This window comes from Kribbella sp. WER1 (assembly GCF_054189145.1).
This window is the reverse complement of record NZ_CM135186.1, coordinates 1,384,933-1,409,627: the sequence shown is the minus strand read 5'-3', so window position 1 is coordinate 1,409,627 and position 24,695 is coordinate 1,384,933. Positions and strand designations below refer to the sequence as shown.

Annotated in this window: 21 protein-coding genes; 8 read left to right on the top strand and 13 right to left on the bottom strand. The window is 68.1% G+C overall.

Going from position 1 to position 24,695, the window contains the following annotated elements; genetic code table 11:
• Positions 1–13: 13 nt before the first annotated feature.
• The 5 genes from ACXJJ3_RS06890 to ACXJJ3_RS06870 all read right to left on the bottom strand — a co-directional run bounded on the left by ACXJJ3_RS06890 (position 14) and on the right by ACXJJ3_RS06870 (position 6,383).
• Complete coding sequence (locus ACXJJ3_RS06890; RefSeq protein WP_458169110.1) at positions 14–1,336, bottom strand: amidase family protein; 1,323 nt, start codon at positions 1,334–1,336, stop codon at positions 14–16.
• A 33-nt stretch (positions 1,337–1,369) separates the two neighbouring features.
• Complete coding sequence (locus tag ACXJJ3_RS06885) at positions 1,370–2,503, bottom strand: amidohydrolase family protein (protein ID WP_458169109.1); 1,134 nt, start codon at positions 2,501–2,503, stop codon at positions 1,370–1,372.
• Positions 2,504–2,571: 68 nt separating this feature from the next.
• On the bottom strand, positions 2,572–3,831 hold the full coding sequence (locus tag ACXJJ3_RS06880) for a M20 family metallopeptidase (protein WP_458169108.1): 1,260 nt from the start codon (positions 3,829–3,831) through the stop codon (positions 2,572–2,574).
• 138 nt (positions 3,832–3,969) lie between these two features.
• Positions 3,970–4,908, bottom strand: coding sequence for an NAD-dependent epimerase/dehydratase family protein (locus ACXJJ3_RS06875; protein ID WP_458169107.1), 939 nt, complete (start codon positions 4,906–4,908; stop codon positions 3,970–3,972).
• Between the two features lie 47 nt (positions 4,909–4,955).
• Positions 4,956–6,383: a serine hydrolase domain-containing protein gene (locus ACXJJ3_RS06870; protein ID WP_458169106.1), complete on the bottom strand. Its 1,428-nt coding sequence runs from the start codon at positions 6,381–6,383 to the stop codon at positions 4,956–4,958.
• Between the two features lie 37 nt (positions 6,384–6,420).
• Here ACXJJ3_RS06870 and ACXJJ3_RS06865 point away from each other — a divergent pair, with 37 nt between their 5' ends.
• Entirely contained in the window at positions 6,421–7,317 is an 897-nt protein-coding gene (locus ACXJJ3_RS06865; protein WP_458169105.1) for a diacylglycerol/lipid kinase family protein, read from the top strand.
• Here the strand turns inward: ACXJJ3_RS06865 and sigJ are convergent.
• Entirely contained in the window at positions 7,291–8,148 is an 858-nt protein-coding gene (gene sigJ / locus ACXJJ3_RS06860) for an RNA polymerase sigma factor SigJ (RefSeq protein ID WP_458169104.1), read from the bottom strand. The genes ACXJJ3_RS06865 and sigJ overlap by 27 nt on opposite strands.
• Before the next feature lie 88 nt (positions 8,149–8,236).
• Between sigJ and ACXJJ3_RS06855 the strand changes: the two genes are divergently transcribed.
• Complete coding sequence (locus ACXJJ3_RS06855) at positions 8,237–8,605, top strand: DoxX family protein (protein ID WP_458169103.1); 369 nt, start codon at positions 8,237–8,239, stop codon at positions 8,603–8,605.
• On the opposite strand, the gene pulA is transcribed toward ACXJJ3_RS06855, so the two are convergent.
• Together pulA and ACXJJ3_RS06845 are read right to left on the bottom strand one after the other, a co-directional pair.
• Positions 8,602–14,244 (bottom strand): pullulanase-type alpha-1,6-glucosidase, encoded by a 5,643-nt coding sequence (pulA, locus tag ACXJJ3_RS06850; protein ID WP_458169102.1) that lies wholly within the window; start codon positions 14,242–14,244, stop codon positions 8,602–8,604. The two genes, ACXJJ3_RS06855 and pulA, sit on opposite strands and share 4 nt — an antisense overlap.
• A gap of 72 nt (positions 14,245–14,316) precedes the next feature.
• The gene (locus ACXJJ3_RS06845) at positions 14,317–15,039 is read right to left on the bottom strand and encodes an SIR2 family NAD-dependent protein deacylase (protein ID WP_458169100.1); all 723 of its coding nucleotides are present in this window, start codon (positions 15,037–15,039) and stop codon (positions 14,317–14,319) included.
• A gap of 40 nt (positions 15,040–15,079) precedes the next feature.
• Here ACXJJ3_RS06845 and ACXJJ3_RS06840 point away from each other — a divergent pair, with 40 nt between their 5' ends.
• Positions 15,080–15,991: a hypothetical protein gene (locus tag ACXJJ3_RS06840; RefSeq protein ID WP_458169099.1), complete on the top strand. Its 912-nt coding sequence runs from the start codon at positions 15,080–15,082 to the stop codon at positions 15,989–15,991.
• On the opposite strand, the gene ACXJJ3_RS06835 is transcribed toward ACXJJ3_RS06840, so the two are convergent.
• The 3 genes from ACXJJ3_RS06835 to ACXJJ3_RS06825 are packed head-to-tail and all read right to left on the bottom strand — an operon-like array spanning position 15,954 to position 17,867.
• On the bottom strand, positions 15,954–16,529 hold the full coding sequence (locus tag ACXJJ3_RS06835) for a GNAT family N-acetyltransferase (RefSeq protein ID WP_458169098.1): 576 nt from the start codon (positions 16,527–16,529) through the stop codon (positions 15,954–15,956). The two genes, ACXJJ3_RS06840 and ACXJJ3_RS06835, sit on opposite strands and share 38 nt — an antisense overlap.
• Before the next feature lie 13 nt (positions 16,530–16,542).
• Entirely contained in the window at positions 16,543–16,755 is a 213-nt protein-coding gene (locus tag ACXJJ3_RS06830) for a sulfurtransferase TusA family protein (protein ID WP_458169097.1), read from the bottom strand.
• A complete protein-coding gene (locus ACXJJ3_RS06825; protein ID WP_458169096.1) occupies positions 16,752–17,867 on the bottom strand; it encodes a cysteine desulfurase family protein in 1,116 nt (371 codons plus the stop codon). Before ACXJJ3_RS06825 ends, ACXJJ3_RS06830 begins: the two co-directional genes overlap by 4 nt.
• Before the next feature lie 94 nt (positions 17,868–17,961).
• Here ACXJJ3_RS06825 and ctaC point away from each other — a divergent pair, with 94 nt between their 5' ends.
• The 4 genes from ctaC to ACXJJ3_RS06805 all read left to right on the top strand — a co-directional run bounded on the left by ctaC (position 17,962) and on the right by ACXJJ3_RS06805 (position 22,456).
• Positions 17,962–18,849, top strand: a complete 888-nt coding sequence (gene ctaC, locus ACXJJ3_RS06820) for an aa3-type cytochrome oxidase subunit II (protein WP_458169095.1) — start codon at positions 17,962–17,964, stop codon at positions 18,847–18,849.
• A 71-nt stretch (positions 18,850–18,920) separates the two neighbouring features.
• The gene (gene ctaD / locus ACXJJ3_RS06815; RefSeq protein ID WP_458171865.1) at positions 18,921–20,627 is read left to right on the top strand and encodes an aa3-type cytochrome oxidase subunit I; all 1,707 of its coding nucleotides are present in this window, start codon (positions 18,921–18,923) and stop codon (positions 20,625–20,627) included.
• Positions 20,624–21,019: a cytochrome c oxidase subunit 4 gene (locus tag ACXJJ3_RS06810; protein WP_458169094.1), complete on the top strand. Its 396-nt coding sequence runs from the start codon at positions 20,624–20,626 to the stop codon at positions 21,017–21,019. Before ctaD ends, ACXJJ3_RS06810 begins: the two co-directional genes overlap by 4 nt.
• Before the next feature lie 195 nt (positions 21,020–21,214).
• Complete coding sequence (locus ACXJJ3_RS06805; RefSeq protein WP_458169093.1) at positions 21,215–22,456, top strand: Ig-like domain-containing protein; 1,242 nt, start codon at positions 21,215–21,217, stop codon at positions 22,454–22,456.
• Positions 22,457–22,504: 48 nt separating this feature from the next.
• Here ACXJJ3_RS06805 and ACXJJ3_RS06800 read toward each other — a convergent pair whose 3' ends face one another.
• The gene (locus tag ACXJJ3_RS06800) at positions 22,505–22,903 is read right to left on the bottom strand and encodes a hypothetical protein (protein WP_458169092.1); all 399 of its coding nucleotides are present in this window, start codon (positions 22,901–22,903) and stop codon (positions 22,505–22,507) included.
• Between the two features lie 451 nt (positions 22,904–23,354).
• On the bottom strand, positions 23,355–24,176 hold the full coding sequence (locus tag ACXJJ3_RS06795; protein WP_458169091.1) for an alpha/beta fold hydrolase: 822 nt from the start codon (positions 24,174–24,176) through the stop codon (positions 23,355–23,357).
• A gap of 41 nt (positions 24,177–24,217) precedes the next feature.
• Here ACXJJ3_RS06795 and ACXJJ3_RS06790 point away from each other — a divergent pair, with 41 nt between their 5' ends.
• On the top strand, positions 24,218–24,682 hold the full coding sequence (locus tag ACXJJ3_RS06790) for a MarR family winged helix-turn-helix transcriptional regulator (protein WP_458169090.1): 465 nt from the start codon (positions 24,218–24,220) through the stop codon (positions 24,680–24,682).
• Positions 24,683–24,695 lie beyond the last annotated feature (13 nt).

Genomic DNA, 24,695 nt, shown 5'->3' with positions numbered 1-24,695 from the left:
GTCAACCAGTTCGTTAGCGGTATTCGAGGTGCTTCGCGAGGAGTTCGGCGAAGGTGATCGCGGTGTCGTCCTCGTGCCAGGGGCCGATCACCTGCGCTGCGGTCGGGAGTCCGGTCGCCGTCCGGCCGATCGGCATGCTGAGTGCGGGATGGCCGATCAGCGACGCGTGTGCGATCCAGAACGCCTGCGCTTCGTACGGGCGTCCCTCGATGGTCGTTGCACCGTGCGGAAACGCGACCGTGAAGCTTGTCGGGCACAGGAACACGTCGACGTTCTCGAAGTACCGCTGCCAGCTCGCTCGGGCGGCGAGGCGGTTGCGTTCGGTGGTGAGGAGGTCGTCGACGGTCATCGTGGCCGGTTCGCCGCCGTGGAGTGCGAAGAACAGCTCGATCTGGTGGCCGAACTCCTCGGCCTGCTCGTTCGGGTCGACGCCGTCCGGCCAGCCGTCGACAATCTTCGCGCCGGCCGCGGCGAGGCGGTCGATCGTGTCGGACAACGCATCGCCGACGTCGGCCGTCACCGGTGCCGCCGGGTGATCGGTGACGACGCCGACGCGGTAGTCCTTGAGCTCGTGGTGGCGTGGTGCGGCGAGCTCATACGCGTAGGGGGCCGCGGGACCGGCGGTGGCGTGGAGGGCGATCCGCAGGTCCGCGGCGGAACGGGCGAGTGGTCCGATTGTTGACAATGTGGGCAGCTCGCTCGGGAGGTACGGCGTACCCGGGACCTGGAATCCGCGTTGCGGGACAAGGCCGTTGGTGGGCTTCAGTCCGTAGACACCGCAGTACGCCGCGGGCAGCCGGATCGATCCGACCAGGTCGGAGCCGTATTCAAGATAGGTGAGCCCTGAGGCCAGCGCTGCCGCCGCACCGCCGGAGGATCCGCCCGGGGTACGGGTGAGGTCGGCGGGGTTGTTGGTTCGCCCGTAGATCTCGTTCACCGTCTGCCCGAAGTCGGCCAGCATGGTGTGGACATTCGTCTTGCCGACAACGTGTGCTCCGGCTCGCTGCAGCCGCTCCACGACCACCGCGTCCTCGCTGGCAACGTAGTCGGCGAACGCTGGATTGCCCCACGTCGTATGCAGGCCGGCAACGTCGAAGCACTCCTTCACGGTGACCGGGACTCCGTGCAATGGGCCCACCGTGGCGCGCCGACCTCCGGCCTGCCGAGTTGAGCGGTCGGCACGGTCCGCGGCGGCGAGGGCGTGATCGCGGCGTACCTCGACCACCGCGTTGACCTCGGTGTCAGCCGCGATCCGGCCGAGCAGTTCCTCGGTCACCTCGCGCGACGTCACCTGGCCTGTACGAATCCGTTCCGCGATCTCTCCAGCTGTGAACATGCGGATTGTCTACGATCTGACACAGTGTGAGAGTCAACGCCCGGCCTCGACCCCGTCGCGGAACACCCGCCGGATCCGCTCCTCCACAGCCGCGCAGTCGAGCGTCGTACCGTCCAGCACCACCAGATCGGCCCGCTTGCCGACCGCGATCTCGCCGCGATCGTCCGCCAGCCCGAGCAGCCGCGCCGCATCGATCGTCGCCGCCCGCAGTGCGCCCGCGTCTCCCAGACCGGTGGCCGCCAGGTGTCGCAGTTCCCACAGCGCGTCGGAGTACGGGCGTACCGGATTGTCCGTCCCCATCGCGATCCGCACATCCGCCTCGATCGCCAGCCGCACCGACTCCCGATGCGCCTCGGCTGTTCCCTCCGGCGCATGCTCCGGATCGGACTGCGTCACCGACAACGTCGGCACGTACCACGTCCCGTTCTCGGCCATCGCCTCGACCGCGGCAGCGTCCAGGTACGTCCCGTGCTCCACGCTCGCCGCCCCGGCCCGCGCCGCCAGCTCTGCCGCCCGCGCACCGTGCGCGTGCACCATCACCCGCCGCCCACCACGCCGCGCCGCCTCGTCGACGACCGCGGACAGTTCCTCGAACGTCAGTTGCACATCGTGTACGCCGGTCCCGAGCGCCATCGACCCGGTCGCGGTCACCTTGATCCAATCCGCCCCCGCCCGCACCATCCGCCGTACGACGGCCCGCCCCGCGTCCGCCCCGTCGAAGATCGGATCCGGCAGCGACGGGTCGTCGTAGAAGTCGAGCGATCCGGTACGCGGCGCCCAGAGGTCACCGATCGCCCCGGTCGTACCGACCTGCCGCAGGCTCAGTTGCAGGTCGGGTCCCTCGATCCACCCGTTCGCGATCGCAAGCCGAACGCCCGCGTCCGCGCCCCACGCGTCCCGCGCCGTGGTCACACCGAGCCGCAGCAACGTCCGCAACGCCGGGACCGCCGACAACACGCGGGCCGACCGCGGTACCTGCAACGCATCCATCCCCGCCGGCCCGAAACACACATGCGTATGGCAATCGATGAACCCGGGCACTACGAGCGACCCGGCGCAGTCGATCCCGTCGTCGCCGTCCAACCCGACCCCGACGTCCGCAATCCGATTGTCAACAATCAGAACATCCGCGCGACGTACGTCACCCGAGGCGACGTCCAGCACCATCCCCGAGTGCAGAACCCGCCGCCGGAGCGGTGCTGCAGAACGCCGCGGCGCTGCGCCGGCGTGCGAGGTCACGCCGTACCGAGGAGTCGCAGCGCGATCAGCGCGTACGCACGGGCCGCGACGACGAGTTCTGCCACGGCGACGGACTCGTCCGCGCGGTGCGCCTGGGTGGTGACCGAACCAGGGCCGAGGACAACCACCGGTACGTCGAGATCGCGGGTGATGTACCCGCCGTCGCACGCGGCCGTCCACCCGGCGAGCGGCATCGGCGGACCGCCGGCGTCGAACCGGGCGGCCTCGGTCACCCGGACCAGGTCGTGGTCCTCGGGGGTCTCGAATGCGGGCATCTCCATCGGCATCGAGAGCTCGACGGTCAGCCCACGGTCCTCCAGGTGGAGCGCTGCGACGCGTGCCTCGAGGTCGGCGAGTACCTCGGCGGGGGACTCGCCCGGGAGGAGCCGACGGTCGGCGACCACGACGCAGTCGGCCGGGACGATCGATCCGCCCGTACCGCCGTTGATCTGGCCGACGCTCCAGGTCGCCGGGCCGAGCAGGGGGTGCGGGGACTGGGCGAGTTCGGCGTGCAGGCGTTCGATCTCGGCGACGACAGCCGCCGCGCCGTAGATCGCGTTCGCGCCGCCGTCCGGGTTGCCGGCGTGGGAGGCTCGACCGTGGACCGCGACCTGCAGGTACGAGTCGCCTCGCGCCGCGATGATCGTCTGCAGATCGGTCGGCTCGGCGGTGACGCACCCGACGTAGCGTCGTTCGGGCCCTGTCCTATCTGCTTCAAGTCTATCCGTCGGCGAGTCGGTCGGGCCGGAGTTATCCACAGGGCCGTGCTGGGCCGCAGCTATGTGGGCGCGGATCCCCTTACCGGTCTCCTCTTCGTCGACGACCGCCGTGAGGTCGACCGGTCCGCTGAGCGTGGTGTCGCGGAGCGCGGCGAGGGCGGCCAGCGCGGCGGCGAGCCCGCCTTTCATGTCGGACGCCCCACGCCCGTAGATCCGCCCGTCGCGAACCAGGCCGCCGTACGGGTCGACCGTCCAGCCGTCGCCGACCGGCACGACATCCGTGTGGCCGAGCAACAGCAGACCAGGTTGGTTGCCGCCGGCAAGGGACACGGTGAGGTTGTCGCGGCCGGGTTCGACGGGGGTGGCCGAGACGGACAGCTCGAGGCTGCGCGCCGCCGCGGCGAGGACGGCCACCGTGGCGGCCTCTTCGCCGGGCGGGTTCTGGCCGGGAGCGCGGAGCAGGTCCTGGGTGATCCGGACCAGCAGCTCCTCGTCGATGCGGTCCAGCACCTTCTGTTCAGCGGGCGTCAGGCTCATGCCCACCCACCTTAGGGCGCCGACGGCCGTCGGGCCCGGGAACAGCCGATGGGGGCGGTGAACAAGCAATAACCTGTTCACCGCCCCCGCCGGGTGTCGCCTCTCACCGGAACCTGTTCACGGCCGCCACCGCCCGAGTCAGAGCCCGTCGCGGAAGCCTTCGCGCCACGACGCGTACCCGGGCTGCCAGTCGAACGTCGACTTGGCGAGCGCGTTCGAGGCGCCGCGGATCTCCGTAAACGCGGCCACGCCGACATCACCGACAGCCAGCCGCCCGATCCAGGACGGGATCCGCCGAGGCGCCTTCGCGCCGAGGATCCGGGCGAACTCGGGCAGCCAGACCGACGCCTGCGCCGGGTCGTCGTCGGCGATCTGGAACACGCCGGTGACGTCGCTCTCGACCGCATTCACGGTCGCCGCGGCCGCGTCGTCGTAGTGGATGAACGACCAGACACCGGTGCCGTCGCCGATGACCGGGAGCCGGCGCTTCTGGATCATCTCCACCATCGAGCCGCCCTTGCCGAGGTCGGCGGTCGGGCCGTAGAAGTTCGCGTACCGGAGCGCGACGCCCTCGAGCCCGTCGGCGTTCAGTACGGCGGACTCGAGATGCTTGATGCCGGCCATCGTCTGCCGCTGCGCGGGCGCCGGGTCCGGGTCGAGCGGGTCGGCCTCGGTCTTGGTCGCGGATCCGCCGTGCTGCAGGTTCCAGCCGGCGTACGACTGGACGACGAACCGTCGTACGCCGGCAGCTTGTGCGGCGACAATCAGATTGTCGACACCTGACGTCCGCAGCTTGTTCGTCAGCGCGAAGCTGTCGTCGAAGTGCTTGAAGTCGATCCCGCCCTTGAGCGCGGTCATCTGGTGCACGACCACCTCGGGGCGGACCGACAGTACGGCGGCCCGGACGGCGTCCGCGTCGAGACCGTCGGCGAGTACGACGTCCGCGCCGAACGCCCGGACGCCGGCCGCGCCGGACTCGGACCGGATCATCCCGGTGACCTCGTGCCCGGCCGCGACCAGCTGGGGTACCAGTGACCGGCCCAGCCCGCCGGTCGCTCCTGCTACCAAGACCTTCATGTCGTCCTCCGTCGTCAGTGAATACGACCCGGAGGACACGCGGCGGCTCAGCTTTGTGACATCGGCTCCGAAACGATCGTGAACTCGGTCGGCCCGAACGACACGTTGAGGTTCGCGTCGACCGTCATCACCCCGTCCGCGACCCGGCAGGTGAGGGCCGCGAGGAACGGCGTCTCGACCCAGCGGATCGTCGCCACCAGCGCGTCACCGTCGCCGTACGCGCTGGTCACGACCCGGACGCCGGTCTCGGCGCTCGCGTCGTCGGGCTTGCCAGGCATCGTCCCCGGCGCGGTCCGTTCCGCCCAGCCGCCGGCCGCGCAGACCAGGTCGTGGGTGCCGCCGGCATCGCCCATGTCGCGGATGCTGAGCGTCGCCGTACCGTCCGGGTCGATCCGGACCGCGGCGAGGCCCGCCGGGTTGTCGTCGGCGAACCGGTACGTCTGCCCGTCACCGGCGGCCGGCGCCGGACCGCTCGGCGGCGGGAGCTCCAGCTGCGTCGGACGGTCGACCGTCGCGACGTCCTTGCCCTCGAGCGCCGGAAGGAGGTAGTCCCAGACCGTGTCCAGGATCTCCTGCGTGGTGCGGGACGCGCAGGTGAGGACGACGAACGCGTCGTGGTCCGGTACGACGATGCAGAACTGGCCGAACGCGCCGTCGGCCCGATAGGTGTTGTGGCGGCCTCGCCAGTACTGGTGGCCGTAGCCCTGCCGCCAGTCCGGGCTGTCCGCGTCGTCGTTCGGGACCTGTTTCGAGGTCGCGGCCGCGAACCACTCGGCGGGGACGAGCTGCTCGTCGTTCCACACGCCGTTCTGCAGCATCAGCTGGCCGAACACGGCGATCGACTCGGTGTTGATGCTCAGGCCCCAGCCGCCGACGGTGATGCCTTCCCTCGACTCCGGCCAGGTCGCCTCGGTGATGCCGAGCGGCTCGAACAGCCGCGGCCCGAGGTAGTCGAGGAGCCGCTCGCCGGTGACGCGCTGCAGGATCGCGGACAGCATGTACGTCGCGCCGCTGTTGTAGACGAACACGCTGCCGGGCTCGTGCTTGACCTCGAGGCCGAGGAAGATCCGCACCATCCGGCGGTCCCGGCTGAGCGCCTCGACGGTGTCCTGCGAATGGCCGGTCGTCATCGTCAGCAGGTGCCGGACCTGCATCGCGGCGAGGTTGTCGCTGATCGTCTCCGGCAGCTCGTCCGCGGTGAAGAACGAAATGACAGGATCGTCGATTGTCAACAATCCTGCATCGACCGCGAGACCGATCGCCGTCGACGTGAAGCTCTTCGACAGCGAGAACAGCAGGTGGCGGTCATCGAGCCGGTACGGCGCCCACGCGTCCTCCAGCACCACGTGTCCGTGCCGCACCACCATGACCGTCTGGATCTCCGACTGACCGGCGTCGAGCGCCCCGACGAAACTGTCGAGCGCGGCGGCGGACAAGCCCTGGGCTTCTGGCGTACTCCGTGGAAGTCTGCTCACCGACAGCACGCTATCTCCCGGAACGGACAAATATCAGGTGAGTTCTGTCAGGCGGGCAGCGGTGATCGTCAACCCGATCAAGGTCGACGGCGAGGCGTTCCGCGACACGGTCGAGAAGGCGCTCGGCGATCGCGGGTTCGCGGAACCGCTGTGGCTGGAGACGACGGCCGAAGACGCCGGGGTGGCGATGGCGCGGCAGGCGATCGAGGACCGGGTGGACCTGGTACTGGTCGCGGGTGGTGACGGGACCGTGCGGGTGGTCTGCGGTGAGCTGGCCGGGACGGCGATCCCGGTCGCCGTACTGCCGGGTGGGACCGGGAACCTGCTGGCGCGCAACCTCGGGATTCCGCTGCAACTGGGGGAGGCGTTGACGGCGTTGCTCGACGGTCCGGAACGACGGATCGACAGCGTGCGGGTCGAGGGCGACGAGCTCGCGGCCGACCGGTTCGTCGTGATGGCGGGGCTCGGACTGGATGCGGCGATCATCGACGATGCGCCGGACGACCTGAAGAAGCGCGTCGGGTGGGCGGCGTACGTCGTGTCGACCGTGAAGAACCTGAACCATCCGTTCGTGCACGTGGAGATCGTGGTCGACGGCCAGCCGCCGGTACGTCGGCGCGCGCGGACCGTGGTGATCGGCAATGTCGGCACGCTGCAGGCGAACATCCCGTTGCTGCCGGACGCGGAGCCCGACGACGGACAGGTGGATCTCGTGGTGCTCGCGCCGAGGCGGATCAGCCATTGGCCGCGTCTCGTGCTCGGGCTGGTGATCACGTCGTGGCGGGAGCGTCACATCGAACGGTTCACCGGGCGCCGGATCCAAGTGCGCGCCGACCGGACGGTACGCCGCCAGCTCGACGGCGACACCATCTCCGACGGCCGGTCCCTCGTCGCCGAGGCCGACCCGTCAGCGCTCGTCGTCCGCGTGCCGTGAGGGCTGGGCGCGAGTCAGTTTGTCGGGGTTGACGATGCCGTGGACGGCGTTGATCCGGCCGTCGGCGACGACGAAGGACCAGATCGCGATCGTGCGGTCGCCGGGGTTGTGGATCCGGAGTGCCGGCTGACCACCGACGTGCACCGGTTCCGTGCGCAGCTCACGGAACTTGCCGAAGGCACCGATCAGCATCCGCGCGACGTTGGCGGCGCCGTGGACCGGGCGCGGGAAACCGCCCTTGCCGCCGCCGTCGCCGGTGAACGTGACGTCCGGGGCCAGGAGCGCGACCAGGGCGTCGAGGTCGCCGCCCTCGGCCGCCGCGACGAACCGGCGGAGCAGCTCGTCGCGTTCGCGGGGTGACGGGTCGAAGCGCGGTCGATTGTCGGCAATCCTACGACGGGCGCGGACGGCGAGCTGTCGGCAGTTCGCCGGGGTCTTGCCGAGGATGGCCGCCAGTTCGTCGTACGAGTAGCCGAACACGTCGCCGAGCAGAAACACCGCGCGCTGGTCGGGGGAGAGACGTTCGAGTACGACGAGGAACGCGGTCGACAGCGAGTCGGACAACGCCGCCCGGTCCGCGAGGTCGACGTACTCGTCGACGGCCGGCTCCGGGAGCCACGGGCCGAAGTACTGCTCACGTTGGCGCCGCGCCGACCGGAGCTGGTCGATCGCCAGGCGGGTGGTGACCGTGGTGAGGAACGACTTCGGCGAGGTCACCTCGGGCTCGCGGTGCAGCCGCAGGTACGCCTCCTGCACGACGTCCTCCGCGTCACCGAACGTTCCGAGCATCCGGTACGCGATCGACAGCAGCAGCGGTCTGAGTTCTTCCATCACACCTGTCTCAGACGATCGACTCGTCTTTCCTGTGACAGTGTTCAACTCTGTCACAGACACGATCGTAGGATCGTCTGCAATCTGCATGAACACAATCGTCTGGATCTTCAGCGGAGCGCTGGCCGTGGTCTTCACGATCTCCGGCCTCCTGAAGGCCACCATGTCCCGCGCACGCCTGATCGCCACCGGTCAGACCGGGATCGCCCCGTTCCCGATGCCGCTCGTCCGTGCGGTCGCCGTCTGCGAGCTGCTGGCCGTCGCCGGTCTGCTCGCGCCCTGGCTGACCGACAAGGCCCGCGTCCTCACCCCACTCGCCGCCGTCGGGCTGTGCATCGTGATGGTCGGCGCCGCGACCTCCCACTCGTCACTGCGCGAGCCGCGGTCCACGGCCGCCAACACCATCCTCCTGGCATTGGCGGCCTTCGTCGCAGCGGCTCGCTTCGCAGCTCTCTAGCGCTGGACCAGTACGGCGACAGTCCGCGGCGGGACCGTCGCCGTACCCGTACCGGACGTCCACGTGGTCTGCTTGACGACCGGATCGGACCCGTTCGCCTGGACGGGGGAGAGGCTGAGGCTGGCCCCGGCCAACCCCGGGACCTGCTGCGTGACAGCGGCCTTGGTGGAGTTGAACACGACCACGACGCCCTTCAGCGCCGGGTCGGCATCCGGGCCGACCGTGTCGTCGATGCGCATCGTGATCACGCCGGGCGTCGTACCGCTGATCGGGAAGCTCAGCTTCTGGTCGATCAGCGCGGCGGACCCGAGCCGGAACAGCGGCGAGGAGAACCGCAACTTCAGCAGATCGGCCGCGGCCGCGGACGCCGTCGCCACGTCGGCGGCCGACGGCTTCAGCGCCGGGTCGGCGAGCAGCGGCTTCATGAACGGCCACTTCGCCTCGTTGTCGGCCTTCGGCGGCAGCCCGTGCCCGAACCCGTTGTCCGCGCCGGTCCAGTCCAGCGTGTTGAACCAGTCGCCGGAGTCGTACGAGTTGCGGTCCAGCGACTTGCTCCGCAACAGGTCGGCGCCGGCGTGCCAGAACGACGGCGTCTGCGCCAGCGCGGTCGTTGCCAGCGACAACGTGTTCATCCGGATCCGGTCCGCCATTGGCAGATCGGCCGGCAGCTTGTATGTCAGCGTGTCCCACAGCGTTTCGTTGTCGTGGGCATCGACGTACGTCACCACCTCGTCCGGCTGGTCGGCGTACCCGGCGGGGGTGCCGTTGTAGTCGACCTGGTCGCCGCGGACCTCGGCGCCGGACGCCACCGACCGGAACGTGAACGACCGGAGGTTGCCGGCGAGCCCGAGCTGGACCAGGTCCGTGTCGTGCGCGAGCCGCTTCGCGCGGTCGGCCGGCGTACCGTTGACCGCCGCGCCGTTCGGGTCGCTGGCCGCGCCGGAGCCGAAGCCCTGGACCCGCGGGTCGTCGTCGAACGGGCCGCCGCCGCGGACCGCGTCCCGCAGCCGGTCCGAGAACGTGCCGATCCCGGTGCCGCCGAGGTTGCCCTGCCGGGCCTGGACGAACAGCGCGTCGTTCGCGACCTCGCCGAAGTTCCAGCCCTCGCCGTACAGGTAGATCGACCGGCCGTCGACGCCGTCCTTCGCGAGCGTCAGCTTGTCCAGGGCGGCGCGGATCTTGAGCATGTTCGCCTTGGTGTGGTGGCCCATCAGGTCGTACCGGAAGCCGTCCACGTGGTAGTTGCGCGCCCAGCTCACCGTGCCGTCGACCATGATCTTCTCGGCCATCGCGTGCTCGGTGGCGATGTTGCTGCAGCACGTCGAGTTCTCGACCTTGCCGGTCGCGTCCAGGCGCTGGTAGTACCCGGGCACGATCCGGTCGAGCACCGACGTCGGGGCCTGCCCGGCGGCGGGTGTGTGGTTGTAGACCTGGTCCAGTACGACGCGCAGGCCGGACTGGTGGAGTGCTCCTACCATCGTGCGGAACTCCGCCACCCGCGGCAGCCCGTCCTTCTGCGTTGCGTATGAGCCCTCCGGTGCCAGCCAGTGGAACGGGTCGTAGCCCCAGTTGAAGCCGTCCTTAGCGGCGAGGGCGGTCACACAGGCCTGTTGCTGGTCGGAGTCGGCCGGCAGGGACTTCAGGTCGCACGCAGGGGTCTGTTGGTTGGTCTCGGGGATAGATGCGATGTCGAAGGTTGGCAGCAGGTGCACCGTGTTCAGGCCGGCTGCGGCCAGCGAGCGCAGGTGCTTGGTGCCGTTGCCGTTGTCAGCAAACGCCAAGTAGGTACCGCGGTGTGCTGCCGGCACGGTGTTGTCGTTGATGGAGAAGTCGCGCACGTGCAGCTCGTAGATCGTGGAGTCGATGCCACGGGCGAGCTTGGGTGACGGTGTGCTCGTCCAGAGCGCCGGCTTGCCTGCCTGGTCGTTCAAGTCGGCGGCCACCGAGTAGGACGAGTCTGTGGTGAGCGCCACCGAGTACGGGTCCGTGACGACGTTCTTCTCTACCTTTCCAGTGCTAGGCGCATAGACCGTGACCTCGAAGCGGTACGAAGCGTCCTTCCACGAGCGAGGCCCACTGACGGCCCAGGAACCATCTGAGTTGCGGTTCATCGGCACAGTCGAGTTGCCGACCAGTAGGCGCACGTTCTGCGCTGTAGGAGCCCAGACGGTGAAGGTGGGTTTGCCACCCTGCCAGGTGACGCCGTAGGAGCGGTTGACCGCACTGCTGTACACATCGTCGAGCACACCGGGGATCTGTACGCCGGTGGCGTCCAGCAGGCGGCCTGTGTCGTCGTACTGCGCCAGGCCGAGCTGCCCAGTCAGGATCCTGCGTACGTCGGCGTGGTCGAGTCGCAGCGTCGTATAGCCAGGTTTGACCTGCGCAGGGTCGTACCGGAGCGCTGCTGACGAGCCACCGATGTCGTCGGCGTCGATCTTGAGCGAACCGCTGTCCGACCAGTGCAGCCGCCAGCGGTAGCGCTCCGGGTGATCAACAGCCGGTACGGCGAGCGTGTTGTGGTCGAGCCAGTACGCCTTGGCCTGGCCGAGGTCCGGCTGCGCGCCTGGCTTGGACGTGGTCACCGTGAGCTGGTGGGTCGCGAGCACGTACGAGAACGTCGTGACCAGCCCGTCGCCCGGCACAACCACCGGTACGTTCTGTGCCGGGTAGCTCTCGTCCCAGGACAGGTTGTGCGCGACCTTCGCCTCATAGTTGCCCGCCTTCAGCTCGCTGGTGGACCAGGTGTAGGTCCCGTCACCGTCCTCGTCGGTCAACCAGGGTCGCATGCAGGACGGATCCCAGTCGGTCGGGCAGCCCAACGCGGTCTGGAACGAGCCAGGCACCGTGATGATCGGGCCTTCCGCGCTGGACGTGACGTAGTGCCGCCCGTGCTCGTAGTAGAACGTCACGGGCTCGCTGGGCGCCGTGTAGGAGATGTTGGCGCCGTTCGCGATACCACCGGCCCCGTAGTTCTCGTCCCAGCTCTTGTTGACGGCTGCCTTGTACGCGTGCTCCCCGGCAGGGATGGTATATGTGCCCTTCCACACGTTGTCCTTCGGGTCGAGCTTCAGCTGCGCCTGGTCGCAGTCCGGCGACCAGTCCGCGGCACAGCCCATCTCGCTGTTGTGGTCACCCGGCACGGACACGTTGTTCGGCTGTACGACAGGCCCGGTCGAGCCGCCGCCACCTCCCGGCGCAGCCGCGTCGCCGACGACGCCGTACGAGCCGGACACCGAGTAGTTGCCCGAGGTGTCCCGCAGCACGGCGCGGTACTCGAGCAACGTCCCCTTGGCGAGCCCGCTGACGTCCTGGAAGACGCGGTACGGCGCGTTGTCGTCGGACCCGAGCCGCTTCCACTCCGTCGTACCCACAGGCCGGTAGCCGAACGTCACGGTCGCCGGTGTGTTCTCGGGGACCGCAGCAGCGACCTCTGCACGCCCGCCGACGGTCGCACCGAGCTCAGGCGAGCTCATGTAGACGTTGGGCGCCTTAGCGCGCGGCGGGACCTTGTTCTGCGCCTGGTACACCGTCACGGACAGGGGCGCCTGGCTGACGACAACGCGACCCTCACGGTCGGTCTTTACCGACTTCGGGCCGCCATAGACCGGCCTGAGCCACGTGTTCGGCCCGTACGTCGGTACGGTCGCGGACGCCGCCGTCTTGGAGTTGTTCGCGACGACCAGGTACTCGACGTTGTCGCTGCCGAGCCGGCTGAACGCGTACAGCCCGTTGCTGTTCGACGAGTACCTGTTCACCTGCCGCCCGTCCGACAGCGCCGGGTACTTCGCCCGGAGCTGCGCCAGCGCGGCGATGTGCTTGTACATGGGCGCGTTGACGTCGTACCGGTCCTTGCTGCCGATCGTCGTCGTACCTGTGCCGTCCACGACCTCGTCGTCCGCGTAGTCGGCGGTCTTGGTCGCAAACATGTCCTGCCGCGCGTCCTTGTCGCCACCAGGACCCGTGAAGCCCTGCTCGTCGCCGTAGTACACAACCGGCTGCCCACGCGTCAGGTACATCAAGGAGTGCGCCAACTCGTCCCGTGCGAGCAGCTCCTGCCCTGACGCACCACCCTGCTTCAAGAACGTGCCAACCCGTCCCATGTCGTGGTTGCCGAGGAACGTCGGCAGCTCGTACGCGTTGGAGTCCGTATCGGTGTAGTAGTCGTCGGACGCGTAGAAGTCCTGCAGCTTCGTACTAGGGTCGCCCTTCGCGTACGCCACCGCGTTCTGCTGGAACCCGAAGTCCAGGGTCGCCTGCAGGTCGCCCTTGGTCGTGTACGTCGACATGAACTGCGGGTTCGCGTCGTACACCTCGCCGAACATGAAGAAGTTCTTCGCGCCGGCACCACGCGCCGCGGCCAGGATCGCCGGCGAGAACTTCTGCCAGAACTCGATGTTGACGTGCTTGACGGTGTCGATCCGGAACCCGTCGATCCCGAATTCGGCCCACGTCCTGTAGACGTCGATCATCCCGTCCCGGACCTTCGGCTGCTCGGTGAACAGGTCGTCCAGCCCGGAGAAGTCGCCGTACTCCGCGCTCTCGCCGGCGAACGTCGAGTCACCGCGGTTGTGGTACAGCGTCGGGTCGTTCAGCCAGGCCGGCACCTTCACGGTCTCGTCGGCCTTGCTGTGGAAGATCGGTACGTTCGGGAACGACGTGTTCGGGTCCAGCGCCGGGAACGTGTCGCCGGCCGCGTACTGCTTGTCGTCGAAGACGTTGCCCTGGGCATCCTTGTACGGCGCCGCCGACTTCGGGATGTACCCGTGGTTGCCGGACTGGTAGTCGATCACGTCCGCGGTGTGGTTGGTGATGATGTCGAAGAAGACCTTCATGCCCTTGCGGTGCGCGAGGTCGATCAGCCGCTTCATGTCCGCGTTGGTGCCGAGGTGCGGGTCGATCCGGGTGAAGTCGGTGATCCAGTACCCGTGGTACCCGGCGCTGACGTCGGCGCCCGAGCCCTGCACGGGGCGGTTCTTGAACGACGGCGTCAGCCAGATCGCCGTGGTCCCCAAGGACTTGATGTAGTCGAGCTTCTGGATCACACCGGCCAGGTCGCCGCCGTGGTAGAAGCCCTTGTCGGTCGGGTCGAGCCCTGTCTGCAGCCGGTCGCCGGTGAGTCCCCCTGTGTCGTTCGACGGGTCGCCGTTCGCGAACCGGTCCGCCATCAGGAAGTAGAAGCGTTCCTTGGTGAGCCCCTGCCTCAGACTGGGCGTCGCGAGCGCCTTGTCGGCCGCCGTGACCGTGGAACCAGCCAGGGCGACCGGCTTGACCGTTACGACGTGGCTGGTGTCGTCGTAGCTGAACTGCAGCTTGGCCGGGCCTTCGATCCGCAGCGGGATGTTCTGGCCGTTCAGGACGCCGCCGGCGCCGTAGTTCTCGTCCCAGCTCTTGTTGACCGCGACCTTGAACTCGTACGACCCCGCCGGTACGTCGAACACCTTCGTGTACGGCGCCCCGGTACCGAGGCTGGTCGCGTCGCAGCCCGGGTCCCAGTCACCCGCACAGCCCAGCTCGCTCTGCAACGACCCGGCGAGCGTGATCGCCCGCCCTGCTGCCGGGGCCGGTGTCGCCGTACCCAGCCCGAGTACTACCACCGCGGCCGCGGTGAAACCTGCCGTCCAACGCCTGAACCCGCGCATCAAGCACCCCTCCCCGCCGTCTGATGCCGGGGACGGTAGCGGTCGGCTTTTACCGTGAGGAGGGCTCGAACGTCACGGTAAGGTCACGAGGTCCGGGAGTGTCGTCTCGATCGGCGTACGCAGCACGGTGGTCGCTTGGTCGTCGTACGGCGTGGGCTGCGCGTTGAGGATCATCAAGGGCTTGCCGGAGTTCAGAGCGAGGTCACAGAGTCCGGCGGCCGGGTAGACCTGCAGAGACGTGCCGATCGCCAAGAAGACGTCTGCTGCTTCGGCAGCCGCGACGGCTCGGTCCAGCACAGCCCTGTCGAGTGACTGGCCGAAAGAGACCGTGGCCGACTTCAGGATGCCGCCGCACACCTCACAGGCCGGGTCTTCCTCCCCGAACTCCAGCCGGGGGAGTACGTCGGCCATTGGGAGCCGCCGGTCGCACTGGAGGCAGTCGACGTACCAGACGGTCCCGTGGAGTTCGTGGACGAGCTCTGGGGACGAGCCGGCCTTCTGGTGCAGCCCGTCGACGTTCTGGGTGATCAGCCCGGTCAACCGGCCCTGGCGCTCCAGTTCGACCAGGGCGAGGTGGCCCGGGTTCGGCTCGACCTTCCAGGCCGGTACGGCGAGCCTGTGCTTCCAGGTGGCCACCCGTACCTCGCGGCTGGCGACGTACTCGTCGATGTCGAACATCGCCTCGGCGGCCGGGTTCTTCGTCCACACGCCCTCGGGCCCGCGGAAGTCGGGGATGCCGGAGGCTGTCGAGATCCCGGCTCCGGTCAATACGGCGATGCGGTCGGCGTTGATCACACTTGACCTTGACACAAGGGCAGACCTGATCGTCAAACACATGCACACCTACATCGGTTCTGGACCGTACTGCTACAGCAACAGCCTGGCCATGGCGCTGGGCGACCACGCACCGGCCCCAGCGGTCATCGAGGTACTCACGGGCTCGCCGTTCGGCGTCCAGCTGATCTCGGGACGCGTACCGCTCTTCGACCCGTACGGCTGGGACCCTGACCTCGGGCTGGACGCGGCCATCGACCTCCTGGGCTGGACCTGCACCAGCACCGGTGCAGCGTCAGCCGACGAGGCCCTGGACCAGCTGCGTACTGCGGTGAGTGAAGGGCCCGTTCTGGTCGGTCCTGTCGAAATGGGACTGCTCCTGCATCACCCTGGCGCCGGTGACCCGATCGAGGCGGATCACTTCCTGGTTGTGCTGGCTGTTGACGACGACGTGCTGTTCCACGACCCGCAGGGCTTTCCGTACGCAATGCTGCCGGTGGACGCGTTCCTGGCCGCCTGGCGTGCGGACACGATCAGCTATCGGCGCCACAACTACGGGATGCGCTCAGGCTTCCAGCAGGTCCGGGAGGTCGGTGTCGAGGAGGCCCTGCGCGCATCTGTCCCAGCAGCCAAGTCCTGGGTCTCGCTGCGCCCAGACGCTGACGTCGCGCCCGGAACGGTCGGCAACGACGCAGCACTCGAGCGTTTCGCCGAAATGCTCGAGGAGGGTATGGACCCCGGCATCCACGGCCTGATGACGCACTTCGCGATCCGGGTTGGTACCCGCCGGCTGCTCGACGCCGGGGCGGCGCTGGACCGGATCGGCCTGCCGGAGGCGAGCGCGATCCTGGACACGCAGGCCCGCCTCGTCGGCAGCCTTCAGTTCGAGCTCACGGCTGGCTCGGCGACTGCTGCCGCGGCAACGGTCCGCAAGCTCAAGCCGACGTACTCGGCGCTGGCTCGGGCGTTGTAGCCCATTCGGTCGCCAGCACGGACATCACGATCTCGTCGACCCATTCGCCGTCCCAGAGCAGCGCGTCCCGCAGTACGCCCTCCTTCTTGAAGCCGGCCTTCTCGTAGGCACGCTGGGCGCGCGGGTTGAACGTGTAGACGCCCAGGCTGATCCGGTGCAGGCCCAGCTCCTCGATGCCGTAGCCGACGATCAGCCGAGTCGCTTCGGTGCCGAGGCCTCGGTTCTGGCCGGCTGGGCCGATCAGAATACGGAAAGTGCAGCTCTGGTTGTCGGGGTCCCACATGTTCAGCACGGCCTCGCCGACGGCCACACCGGACGCCTTGTCGACGATCGTGAGGTCCAGGCGGTCCGTCTGGTCCTTGCGGGTCCGCATCCACTCACGGGCACGTTCCTCGCTGATCACAGCGTGGCTCCCGGTGAAGCGGGTCACCTCGGGGTCGTCCATGGCGGCGGCCAGCGCCTCGTAGTCGCTCTCGTCCATCGGACGCAGGATCACCCGGTCCCCGGTGAGCGTCGGCTTGTACGCAAAGTCGGTCACGCCGCGCAGTGTGTCAGCTGACCCGCCGGACGACGTACTGGTTTTCGGCAGCCGACACCAGCTCCTGTGAGCGCATCCGGCACCAGGCCGGGATGTCCGTGGCCGCGGCTGGGTCGTCGGCCAGAACAGTGACGGTGTCGCCGACCCCAACGGTCGGCAGGGTCTTCGCCAACTTGATCACGGGGAGTGGGCAGAGCAGGCCCCGGCAGTCCAGGTCGACGTTCACATCCCCACCTCAGCCCGTAAGCGCTGCACGATGCCCGGCAGTACGGAACAGAACCGCAATACGTCCTCATGTGTCGTGTCGCGCGCCAGGGAGAGCCGGACGTTGCCGTGGGTCAGCACGCCCATGGCCGCGAGTACGTGCGACGGCCGCAGCGTGCTGGACGTACAGGCGGAGCCACTGGAGACAGCGAAGCCTTCCGCGTCCAGGGCGGTCACCAGGGCCTCACCGTCCACATAGAGACACGAGAACGTGAGTATGTGCGGCAACCGGTCCTCCGGATCACCTACTACCTCCACGTCAGGTACGTCGGCGGCCACACGGTGCCGTACTTCGTCCACCCAGGCCCGGTGCTGCTTGTCGAGCTCCACGGCCTCCGCCAGCCTCGCCTGCAACGCTGCAGCCGCGGCCAACGCGTTCGGGACGTTCGGGAAGCCGGGGGACAGGCCGTCCTCCCGCTCGTCCATCGGCCACGCCGGCGCGATCCGCGTACCCTTCCGTACCGCCAGCAACCCAACGCCGGCCGGGCCGCCCCACTTGTGAGCACTTGCCGCCAGCATCGACCACCCGTCCGGTACGGCGTCGTGCCCGATCGAAGCGGACGCGTCAACAAACAGCGGTACGTCGCCACACGCGGCAGCCGCCTCCGCGACGGGTTGACGTGTCCCCACCTCGTGGTTCGCGGACTGCAGCGCCGCCACGGCCACACCGGGTCGCCTTACCGCCGCCGAGAGCGCGTCCAGGTCCACCCGGCCCAGTTGGTCCACGCCGACCTCGACCGCGTCCTCCCCGGCCGTGTGCAGTACGGCGGAGTGCTCGACGGCGCTGTGCACGACCGACGGACCCACCCGGCGCCGGGCGGCCCGTACAGCGGTCAGCCCGTCCCGGACCGCTGCCGTACCGGAGGTGGTCAGGTACAGCTCGTCAGGCCGGACGCCGACCGCGTCCGCGAGCACCGCGCGGGCGTTGTCCAGCAGCAGTCTCGCGGTCCGGCCTTCGTGGTGCAGGCGCACCGGATCGGCCCATCCGGAATCGACTGCCGACAGCAACATTTCGCGCGCGGCGGGGTGCAGCGGCTCGGCCGACGCGGCGTCCAGATACGTACGCTCGATCACACGGGAAACGCTAAGCCCTACCTATGCGCAGGACCGCGAATGGTGTCCAGTAGTGTTTGGTCGTCAGTCTCACTTGGGAAGGGAAAGGCGCCCCGTGGGTTCGAACGGCACGCCCGGAGTGGAGGAGCGACCGGCAGGTTCTGCCGGCGCCACACGTCCGGCGAAGCGACGCCTGCTGGTCGGTGCGGCAGTGGTGCTCGGCACCACGCTGCTGACCGGTTGTTCGTCGGCGACCACTGAGCAGTGGAAGCGACTCGGTCTGCCCGAGGGCGCATCGGACCGGACCGAGGCGATCCGCAGCCTCTGGATCGGTGCCTGGACCGCAGCTCTGATCGTCGGCGTGATGGTCTGGGGCCTGATCCTCTGGGTCAGCGTGCGGTACCGCAAGCGCAACGAAGACGCTCCCCGGCAGGTGCGGTACAACCTGCCGCTCGAAGTCCTGTACACCCTGGCGCCGTTCGCGATCATCGGTGTGCTCTTCTTCTACACCGTCGAGCACGGCAACACGGTGACGAAGATGGACGCCAACCCGCAGCACACCGTGAACGTGGTGGGCCAGCAGTGGCAGTGGACCTTCAACTACAAGGACACCGTCGACGGGCAGCAGGGCGTCTGGGAGACCGGCACGCTCGACAAGCCCGCGACGCTGTGGCTGCCGGTGAACGAGTCGGTCCACTTCGACCTGACCTCGCCGGACGTCATCCACTCGTTCTGGGTGCCGTCGTTCTACTTCAAGCTCGACGTGATCCCGGGCCGGACCAACAAGTTCGAGCTGACCCCGACCAAGACCGGCACCTTCGCCGGTAAGTGCGCCGAGCTCTGCGGGCTCTACCACAGCCGCATGGTGTTCAGCGTCAAGGTGGTCACCCGCGCGGAGTACGACCAGCACCTGAAGGACCTGGCCGCCAAGGGCCAGACCGGAGCCGCCACCGGTGGCGCCGACGCCACCACCATTCCCGGTACAGGGGAGGGCGAGAAGTGACCGAGTTCGCCGAGCGCACCGGCGCCATCGGTAGCACCACCGCGCTGCCCCGGCGGCGCAGCAAGGGCCAGATGCTGGTCAAGTACCTGACCACGACCGACCACAAGCTGATCGGGCACATGTACCTGGTCACGTCGTTCGTGTTCTTCCTGATCGGCGGCGTGATGGCGCTGCTGATCCGCGCCGAGCTGGCCAAGCCCGGCCTGCAGATCGTGAACGAAGAGGTCTACAACCAGCTCTTCACGATGCACGGCACGATCATGCTGCTGCTCTTCGCGACGCCGCTGTTCGTCGGCTTCGCGAACGAGATCATGCCGCTGCAGATCGGCGCCCCCGACGTCGCGTTCCCGCGGCTGAACATGTTCAGCTACTGGCTGTTCCTGTTCGGCGGCCTGATCACGATCAGCGGGTTCTTCACCCCGGGCGGCGCGGCGGACTTCGGCTGGTTCGCCTATGCGCCGCTGTCGAACGCGGTGCGTTCGCCCGGCGTCGGTGGCGACCTGTGGATCATGGGCCTGTGGATGGCCGGCCTCGGTACCATCCTCGGCGCGGTGAACTTCATCACCACGATCATCACCATGCGCGCACCGGGCATGACGATGTTCCGGATGCCGATCTTCACCTGGAACATCCTGGTCACCTCGATCCTGGTGCTGATCGCGTTCCCGATCCTGGCGGCGGCGCTGCTGGTGCTGGAGGCGGATCGATCACTCGGGGCCCATGTCTTCGACGCAGCCAACGGCGGGCCAATACTCTGGCAACACCTGTTCTGGTTCTTCGGGCATCCCGAGGTGTACATCATCGCGCTGCCGTTCTTCGGCATCGTCACCGAGATCCTGCCGGTCTTCAGCCGCAAGCCGGTCTTCGGCTACATCGGCCTGGTCAGCGCGACGCTCGGTATCGCGGTGCTGTCGGTGGCGGTGTGGGCGCACCACATGTTCGTCACCGGCGCGGTGAACCTGCCGTTCTTCTCGTTCATGACGTTCCTGATCGCGGTCCCGACCGGGGTGAAGTTCTTCAACTGGATCGGCACCATCTGGGGCGGCTCGGTGTCGTTCGACACCCCGATGCTCTGGTCGGTCGGCTTCCTGACGACCTTCCTCTTCGGCGGTTTGACCGGCGTCATCCTGGCCTCGCCGGCACTGGACTACCAGCTGTCCGACTCGTACTTCGTGGTCGCGCACTTCCACTACGTCGTCTTCGGCACCGTGGTGTTCGCGATGTTCGCCGGGTTCTACTTCTGGTGGCCGAAGTTCACCGGGCGGATGCTCGACGAGAAGCTCGGCAAGCTGCACTTCTGGCTGCTGTTCATCGGCTTCCACACGACGTTCCTGGTGCAGCACTGGCTGGGCGTCGAGGGCATGCCGCGGCGGTACGCCGACTACAGCCCGAACGAAGGCTTCACCACGCTGAACGAGGTCTCCAGCGTCGGCGCCTTCATCCTGGGCGCGTCGATGCTGCCGTTCTTCTACAACATCTACAAGTCGCGCAAGAAGCAGCCGGTCGGCGTCGACGACCCGTGGGGCTGGGGCCGTTCGCTCGAGTGGGCGACCAGCTCGCCGCCGCCGCGGCACAACTTCGTGACGCTGCCGCGGATCCGGTCCGAGTCGCCGGCGTTCGACCTGCACCACGCCGAGGTCGCGCTCGCGGAGTACCCGGCGAACGGTGCCGGTAAGGACAACCTGCTGGATGCCGGCGAGGACCAGGGCCGGGTCGACCACCTGACCGAGCAGCTCGACGAGTCCGGTCCGGAGACCGACGGGAAGGACAAGGCGTGAAGGTCGAAGCCTGGGTCTTCGGGATCCTGAGTGTGTTCCTGGTCGTCGTCACGCCGATCTACTGGCTGATGTCGGAGGACCCCACCGGCACCACGGCGCTGGTGATGACGTTCTTCCTGTCGCTGCTGGTGGCCTTCTACCTGAGCGTCACCGCCCGCCGGATGGACGCCCGTCCGGAGGACCGCAAGGAGGCGGAGGTCGTCGACGGAGCCGGCGAGCTCGGCTTCTTCCCGCCGCACTCGTGGTGGCCGCTGTGGTGCGCGCTGACGCTGTCGGTGGTCGTGCTCGGCATCGTCTTCGGCTGGTGGCTGTTCATCGCCGGCGTCGGGATCGGCATCATCACGCTGAGCGGGTTCATCTTCGAGTACTACCGCGGTGACCACGCTCACTAGTTGAGAGTCGTACGAAAACGCCGTCCGGGAACGAACCGGGCGGCGTTTTCGTGCGTCTTACGTGTGTTGTGGGTACGGAGGGTTGTGGTCCGTACCGGTACGGACGCGCGCGATGCACGGAAATGTCGCCGCGGCAGGTTACCCTTACCGCGGTTTGACTAAACAGGGGAGAGCTGGGGAATGGTGAGCGGTTCGGTGAGGAAGCACGGCCTTGCGGTGGTGGGACTCTGCGTCCTGCTGCTGGTCGGTACGGCGTGCAGCGACACGAAGGCCAACGGCAACGGCGCGCAGTCGACGCCGGGCGCCTCCACGTCGCAGAGCAATACGCCCGGGGCTTCGAGCACGCCTGATGACTCGACGACGCCGTCGGAGACCACCGCGGCCGCGAGTATCGCCTTCGTGCCGGCCAAGGGCGCCACGTCGGTGCAGCCGGACAAGCCGGTCACGGTCACCAGCACCGGCGGCAAGCTGACCGCCGTCACGGTGAAGGACGACGACGGCGACACGGTCGCGGGCAGCTTCAACGCCGACAAGACCCAGTGGACGTCGACCGACCTGCTCAAGCCGGGCGCGTCGTACACGGTGAGTGGCTCCGCGGAGGGCACCGACGGCGGTACCGTGCCGGTCAGCTCGACGTTCAAGACGCTGAAGGCGTCGAGGAGCCTGAAGGCCTCGATCTCGCCGCTGAACACCTCGACGGTCGGCGTCGCGTTCCCGGTCCAGATCTACTGGAACAACCCGGTCAAGGACCGTGCCGCGGTCGAGAAGCGGCTCTCGGTCAAGACCTCGGTCCCGCTCGATGGCAGCTGGCACTGGGTGAACAGCAAGCAGGTCAACTACCGGCCGAAGAACTACTGGCCGGCCGGCACGAAGGTGACGGTGAACGTCGATACCCAGGGCGTGAACGCCGGCAACAACACCTGGGGTACGAGCAGCCGGACGATCAAGTTCACGATCGGCAAGTCGGTGGTCAGCCATGTCGACGTGAAGAAGCATGTGATGACCGTCACGATCAACGGCAAGCTGGCCCGGACCATCCCGATCACCGCCGGCAAGGACGGGTTCACCACCCGCAGCGGCGTGAAGGTGATCATGGAGAAGTTCACCACCAAGCGGATGGACGCGGCGACCGTCGGCATCAAGCCCGGAGACCCGAACTACTACAACATCCCGGACGTGAAGTGGGCGCAGCGCGTCACCAGCTCCGGCGAGTTCATCCACGGCGCCCCGTGGTCGGCCGGCAGCCAGGGCAGTGCCAACGTCAGCCACGGCTGCGTCGGCATGAGCCTCGCGGACGCCAAGTGGTTCTTCGACCAGACCCTGACCGGCGACCCGGTCACCGTCACCGGCACCAGCCGCACCATGGAGCCCGGCAACGGCTGGACCGACTGGAACACCACCTGGGCCGCCTACAAGTCCGGCTCCGCCCTCTCCTGACCCCTCTGGAGCAAAGCCCCCTTCCTGCCCACGGCGGGAAGGGGGCTTCTAATTGCTGCCGCTTTGGTCTCTAGCGGCGAATGCTCCCAGCTGGGTCCAGTCGTCCAGCGCGGTCGTCAGGATCTTCTTGATGGCAGTCTTCGCTTGTTCGAGCGCCAGATCGATGAAGCATTGGCAGCGTTCGAGATCGTCACCGTTGAGAACGCACAGCAGAACTCCGGTCACCTGGACGCCGCGAGCCGCGGCCACGGCTTTCGTATCGAAGGGCAGCGGTATGCGCTCGATCAGTTCTCGGGCGAACCGCCTCGGCAGGCCTCCGAAGCCGAGAAGGGAGAGGAGGCCTCCGCCGAGCCGTCCTACGAGCGCATGGGCTGCATCCTTGGCTGCGAGGATCGACTTGGCAATCTCGGCGAGCGCATGGCAGTGACGTCGGCGTCTCGATCGCACGAGCTTCGTGAATGTCTCCGACGTGGCATATTCACCGGCACGCGCAGCGACCGTCTCTCGCCAGCCGTCCGTGACGACGTCTGCACAGAGTTCGGCTGCGCTGTCGACGCGCCGTTTCTGCGCAGTCGACAGACTGCCGTAAGAGCGGTCTCGCGATCGGCTCGCCTTGCGTGGTGTACGTCAGCGTCGGCCGCCAGCCTTCGAACTGCGCCGCCGCCCGCCCGTGGGACGTGGTCGACCGACCGATCGGGTACTGGCGGACTTCCTCCGCCTGCGAGTGGTGACACCGCGTGTGGTCGCCGCGCGGTGCCGCCAGCAGCGCATGCCCTCTTCCTCGACCGGATTCCTGCAGCGCCGCCTGTTTTGTTTGATCCCTGTGCACCTCGCCATGAGCCCATGGTCAGCCGTTCAGGTCTGGACCGCCCCCACTGCGGCGTGTCACTGTGCGTGATCAGTTGAAGTACTTCTGTAGTTCGGGCACGAGGGCGTCCGCGTGGAGGGATGGGAGCGAGTGGTGGGTCGCGGCGTCGAGGGGGACGACGATGGCGCCGGGGCTGAGGGTGGTGATGCGCTGGGTCAGGCGGGTGGCGTTGTGGCTCTTGCTGCGGGTGGCGACGAACACCAGGGGAGCGACCGTGCCTAGCTGGTCGTCCGTGGGGCGTTTGGTGCGGACGAACGGGGTTGACGGCTGCTCGGCGGCGAGGCCTGCCAGATCCAGGACTTGAGGGTCCAGCGGGAGCCCCTGGGTCTCCCAGCGGAGGAACGAGGCGCTGCGGGCCGGTGAGGGGCGTAGGAGAGCCGGTAGCGCTCGGAGGACGTAGGGGACCCGCAGGCCGATGTAGCAGTCGGTCGGGTCGATCAGTGCGAGTCGGTCGACCCGGTACGGCTGGGCGATCGCGTACGTGAGTGCGATCCAGGAGCCGTACGAGTGCCCGCACAGCGCCGTTCGTCCGATCCCGAGGCCGTCGAGCACGTTCGTCAGCCAGCTGTGCAGGTCGCCGGGCGTCCGGGGCTTCCGTCCGGTGTTGGCGCTGCGGCCGGCGTCGACGATCAGGTCGACGGCGTACACCCGGTGGTCCTTCGCGAGCTCCGGTGCCACGGTGAACCACACCGGTGACGTGGCGCCGTGGCCCGGCAGCAGTACGACGGGCGGGCCGTCCGCGGGACCGCACGCGTTGATGTGCGTCGTACCGAACTCGTCGGTCAGCTCGAGCTGCTCGACCGGGACGTTCCACCGGGCGAGGAGTGCGTCGTACGCGTCCTGGAAGCTCATGCTGCCGAGAATAGCTCACTGAGTGAGGTAAATTGCGGGGTATGCGTGAGGGAGTGATGCCGGCGGACCCCGAGCAGGCCGCTGCGCTGGAGTTGGTGCACCGGTTGCGGGACGTCGCGCTCAAGCTGGAGCTGGCGATCGCGGACTTCGCCCGTACGACGGGATTGCACGCGACCGACGTACGGGCGTTGGTGCGCCTCCTGGACGCCGAACGCGCCGGAGTGGGCGCAACGCCCAGCTGGCTCGCCAAACAGCTGGGAATGACCTCTCAGGCGACTACAGCCGTCATCCACCGCCTGGAGTCCGCAGGGCACGTAGAACGCGTCAGAAGCCGCTCAGACGGCCGCAGCACCCACCTACAGGTCTCCGACAGCGCGGTAGAACTCGGCTGGCAGTTCTTCGGCCCCCTCCTCAACCGAATGACAGCCGCCACCGCCCAACTGAGCTCTACAGAGCAGGCGTCCACCAAACACTGGCTCACAGCCATGGCCGCAGCTATCAGCTGACCCCAGACAAGAC

Coding starts and splice junctions, on each gene's coding strand:
- ACXJJ3_RS06890 (WP_458169110.1), bottom strand. CDS start 1,336: ATGTTCACAGCTGGAGAGATCGCGGAACGGATTCGTACAGGCCAGGTG.
- ACXJJ3_RS06885 (WP_458169109.1), bottom strand. CDS start 2,503: ATGGTGCTGGACGTCGCCTCGGGTGACGTACGTCGCGCGGATGTTCTG.
- ACXJJ3_RS06880 (WP_458169108.1), bottom strand. CDS start 3,831: ATGAGCCTGACGCCCGCTGAACAGAAGGTGCTGGACCGCATCGACGAG.
- ACXJJ3_RS06875 (WP_458169107.1), bottom strand. CDS start 4,908: ATGAAGGTCTTGGTAGCAGGAGCGACCGGCGGGCTGGGCCGGTCACTG.
- sigJ (WP_458169104.1), bottom strand. CDS start 8,148: ATGGAAGAACTCAGACCGCTGCTGCTGTCGATCGCGTACCGGATGCTC.
- ACXJJ3_RS06855 (WP_458169103.1), top strand. CDS start 8,237: ATGAACACAATCGTCTGGATCTTCAGCGGAGCGCTGGCCGTGGTCTTC.
- pulA (WP_458169102.1), bottom strand. CDS start 14,244: ATGCGCGGGTTCAGGCGTTGGACGGCAGGTTTCACCGCGGCCGCGGTG.
- ACXJJ3_RS06840 (WP_458169099.1), top strand. CDS start 15,080: ATGCACACCTACATCGGTTCTGGACCGTACTGCTACAGCAACAGCCTG.
- ctaD (WP_458171865.1), top strand. CDS start 18,921: ATGCTGGTCAAGTACCTGACCACGACCGACCACAAGCTGATCGGGCAC.
- ACXJJ3_RS06795 (WP_458169091.1), bottom strand. CDS start 24,176: ATGAGCTTCCAGGACGCGTACGACGCACTCCTCGCCCGGTGGAACGTC.
- ACXJJ3_RS06790 (WP_458169090.1), top strand. CDS start 24,218: ATGCGTGAGGGAGTGATGCCGGCGGACCCCGAGCAGGCCGCTGCGCTG.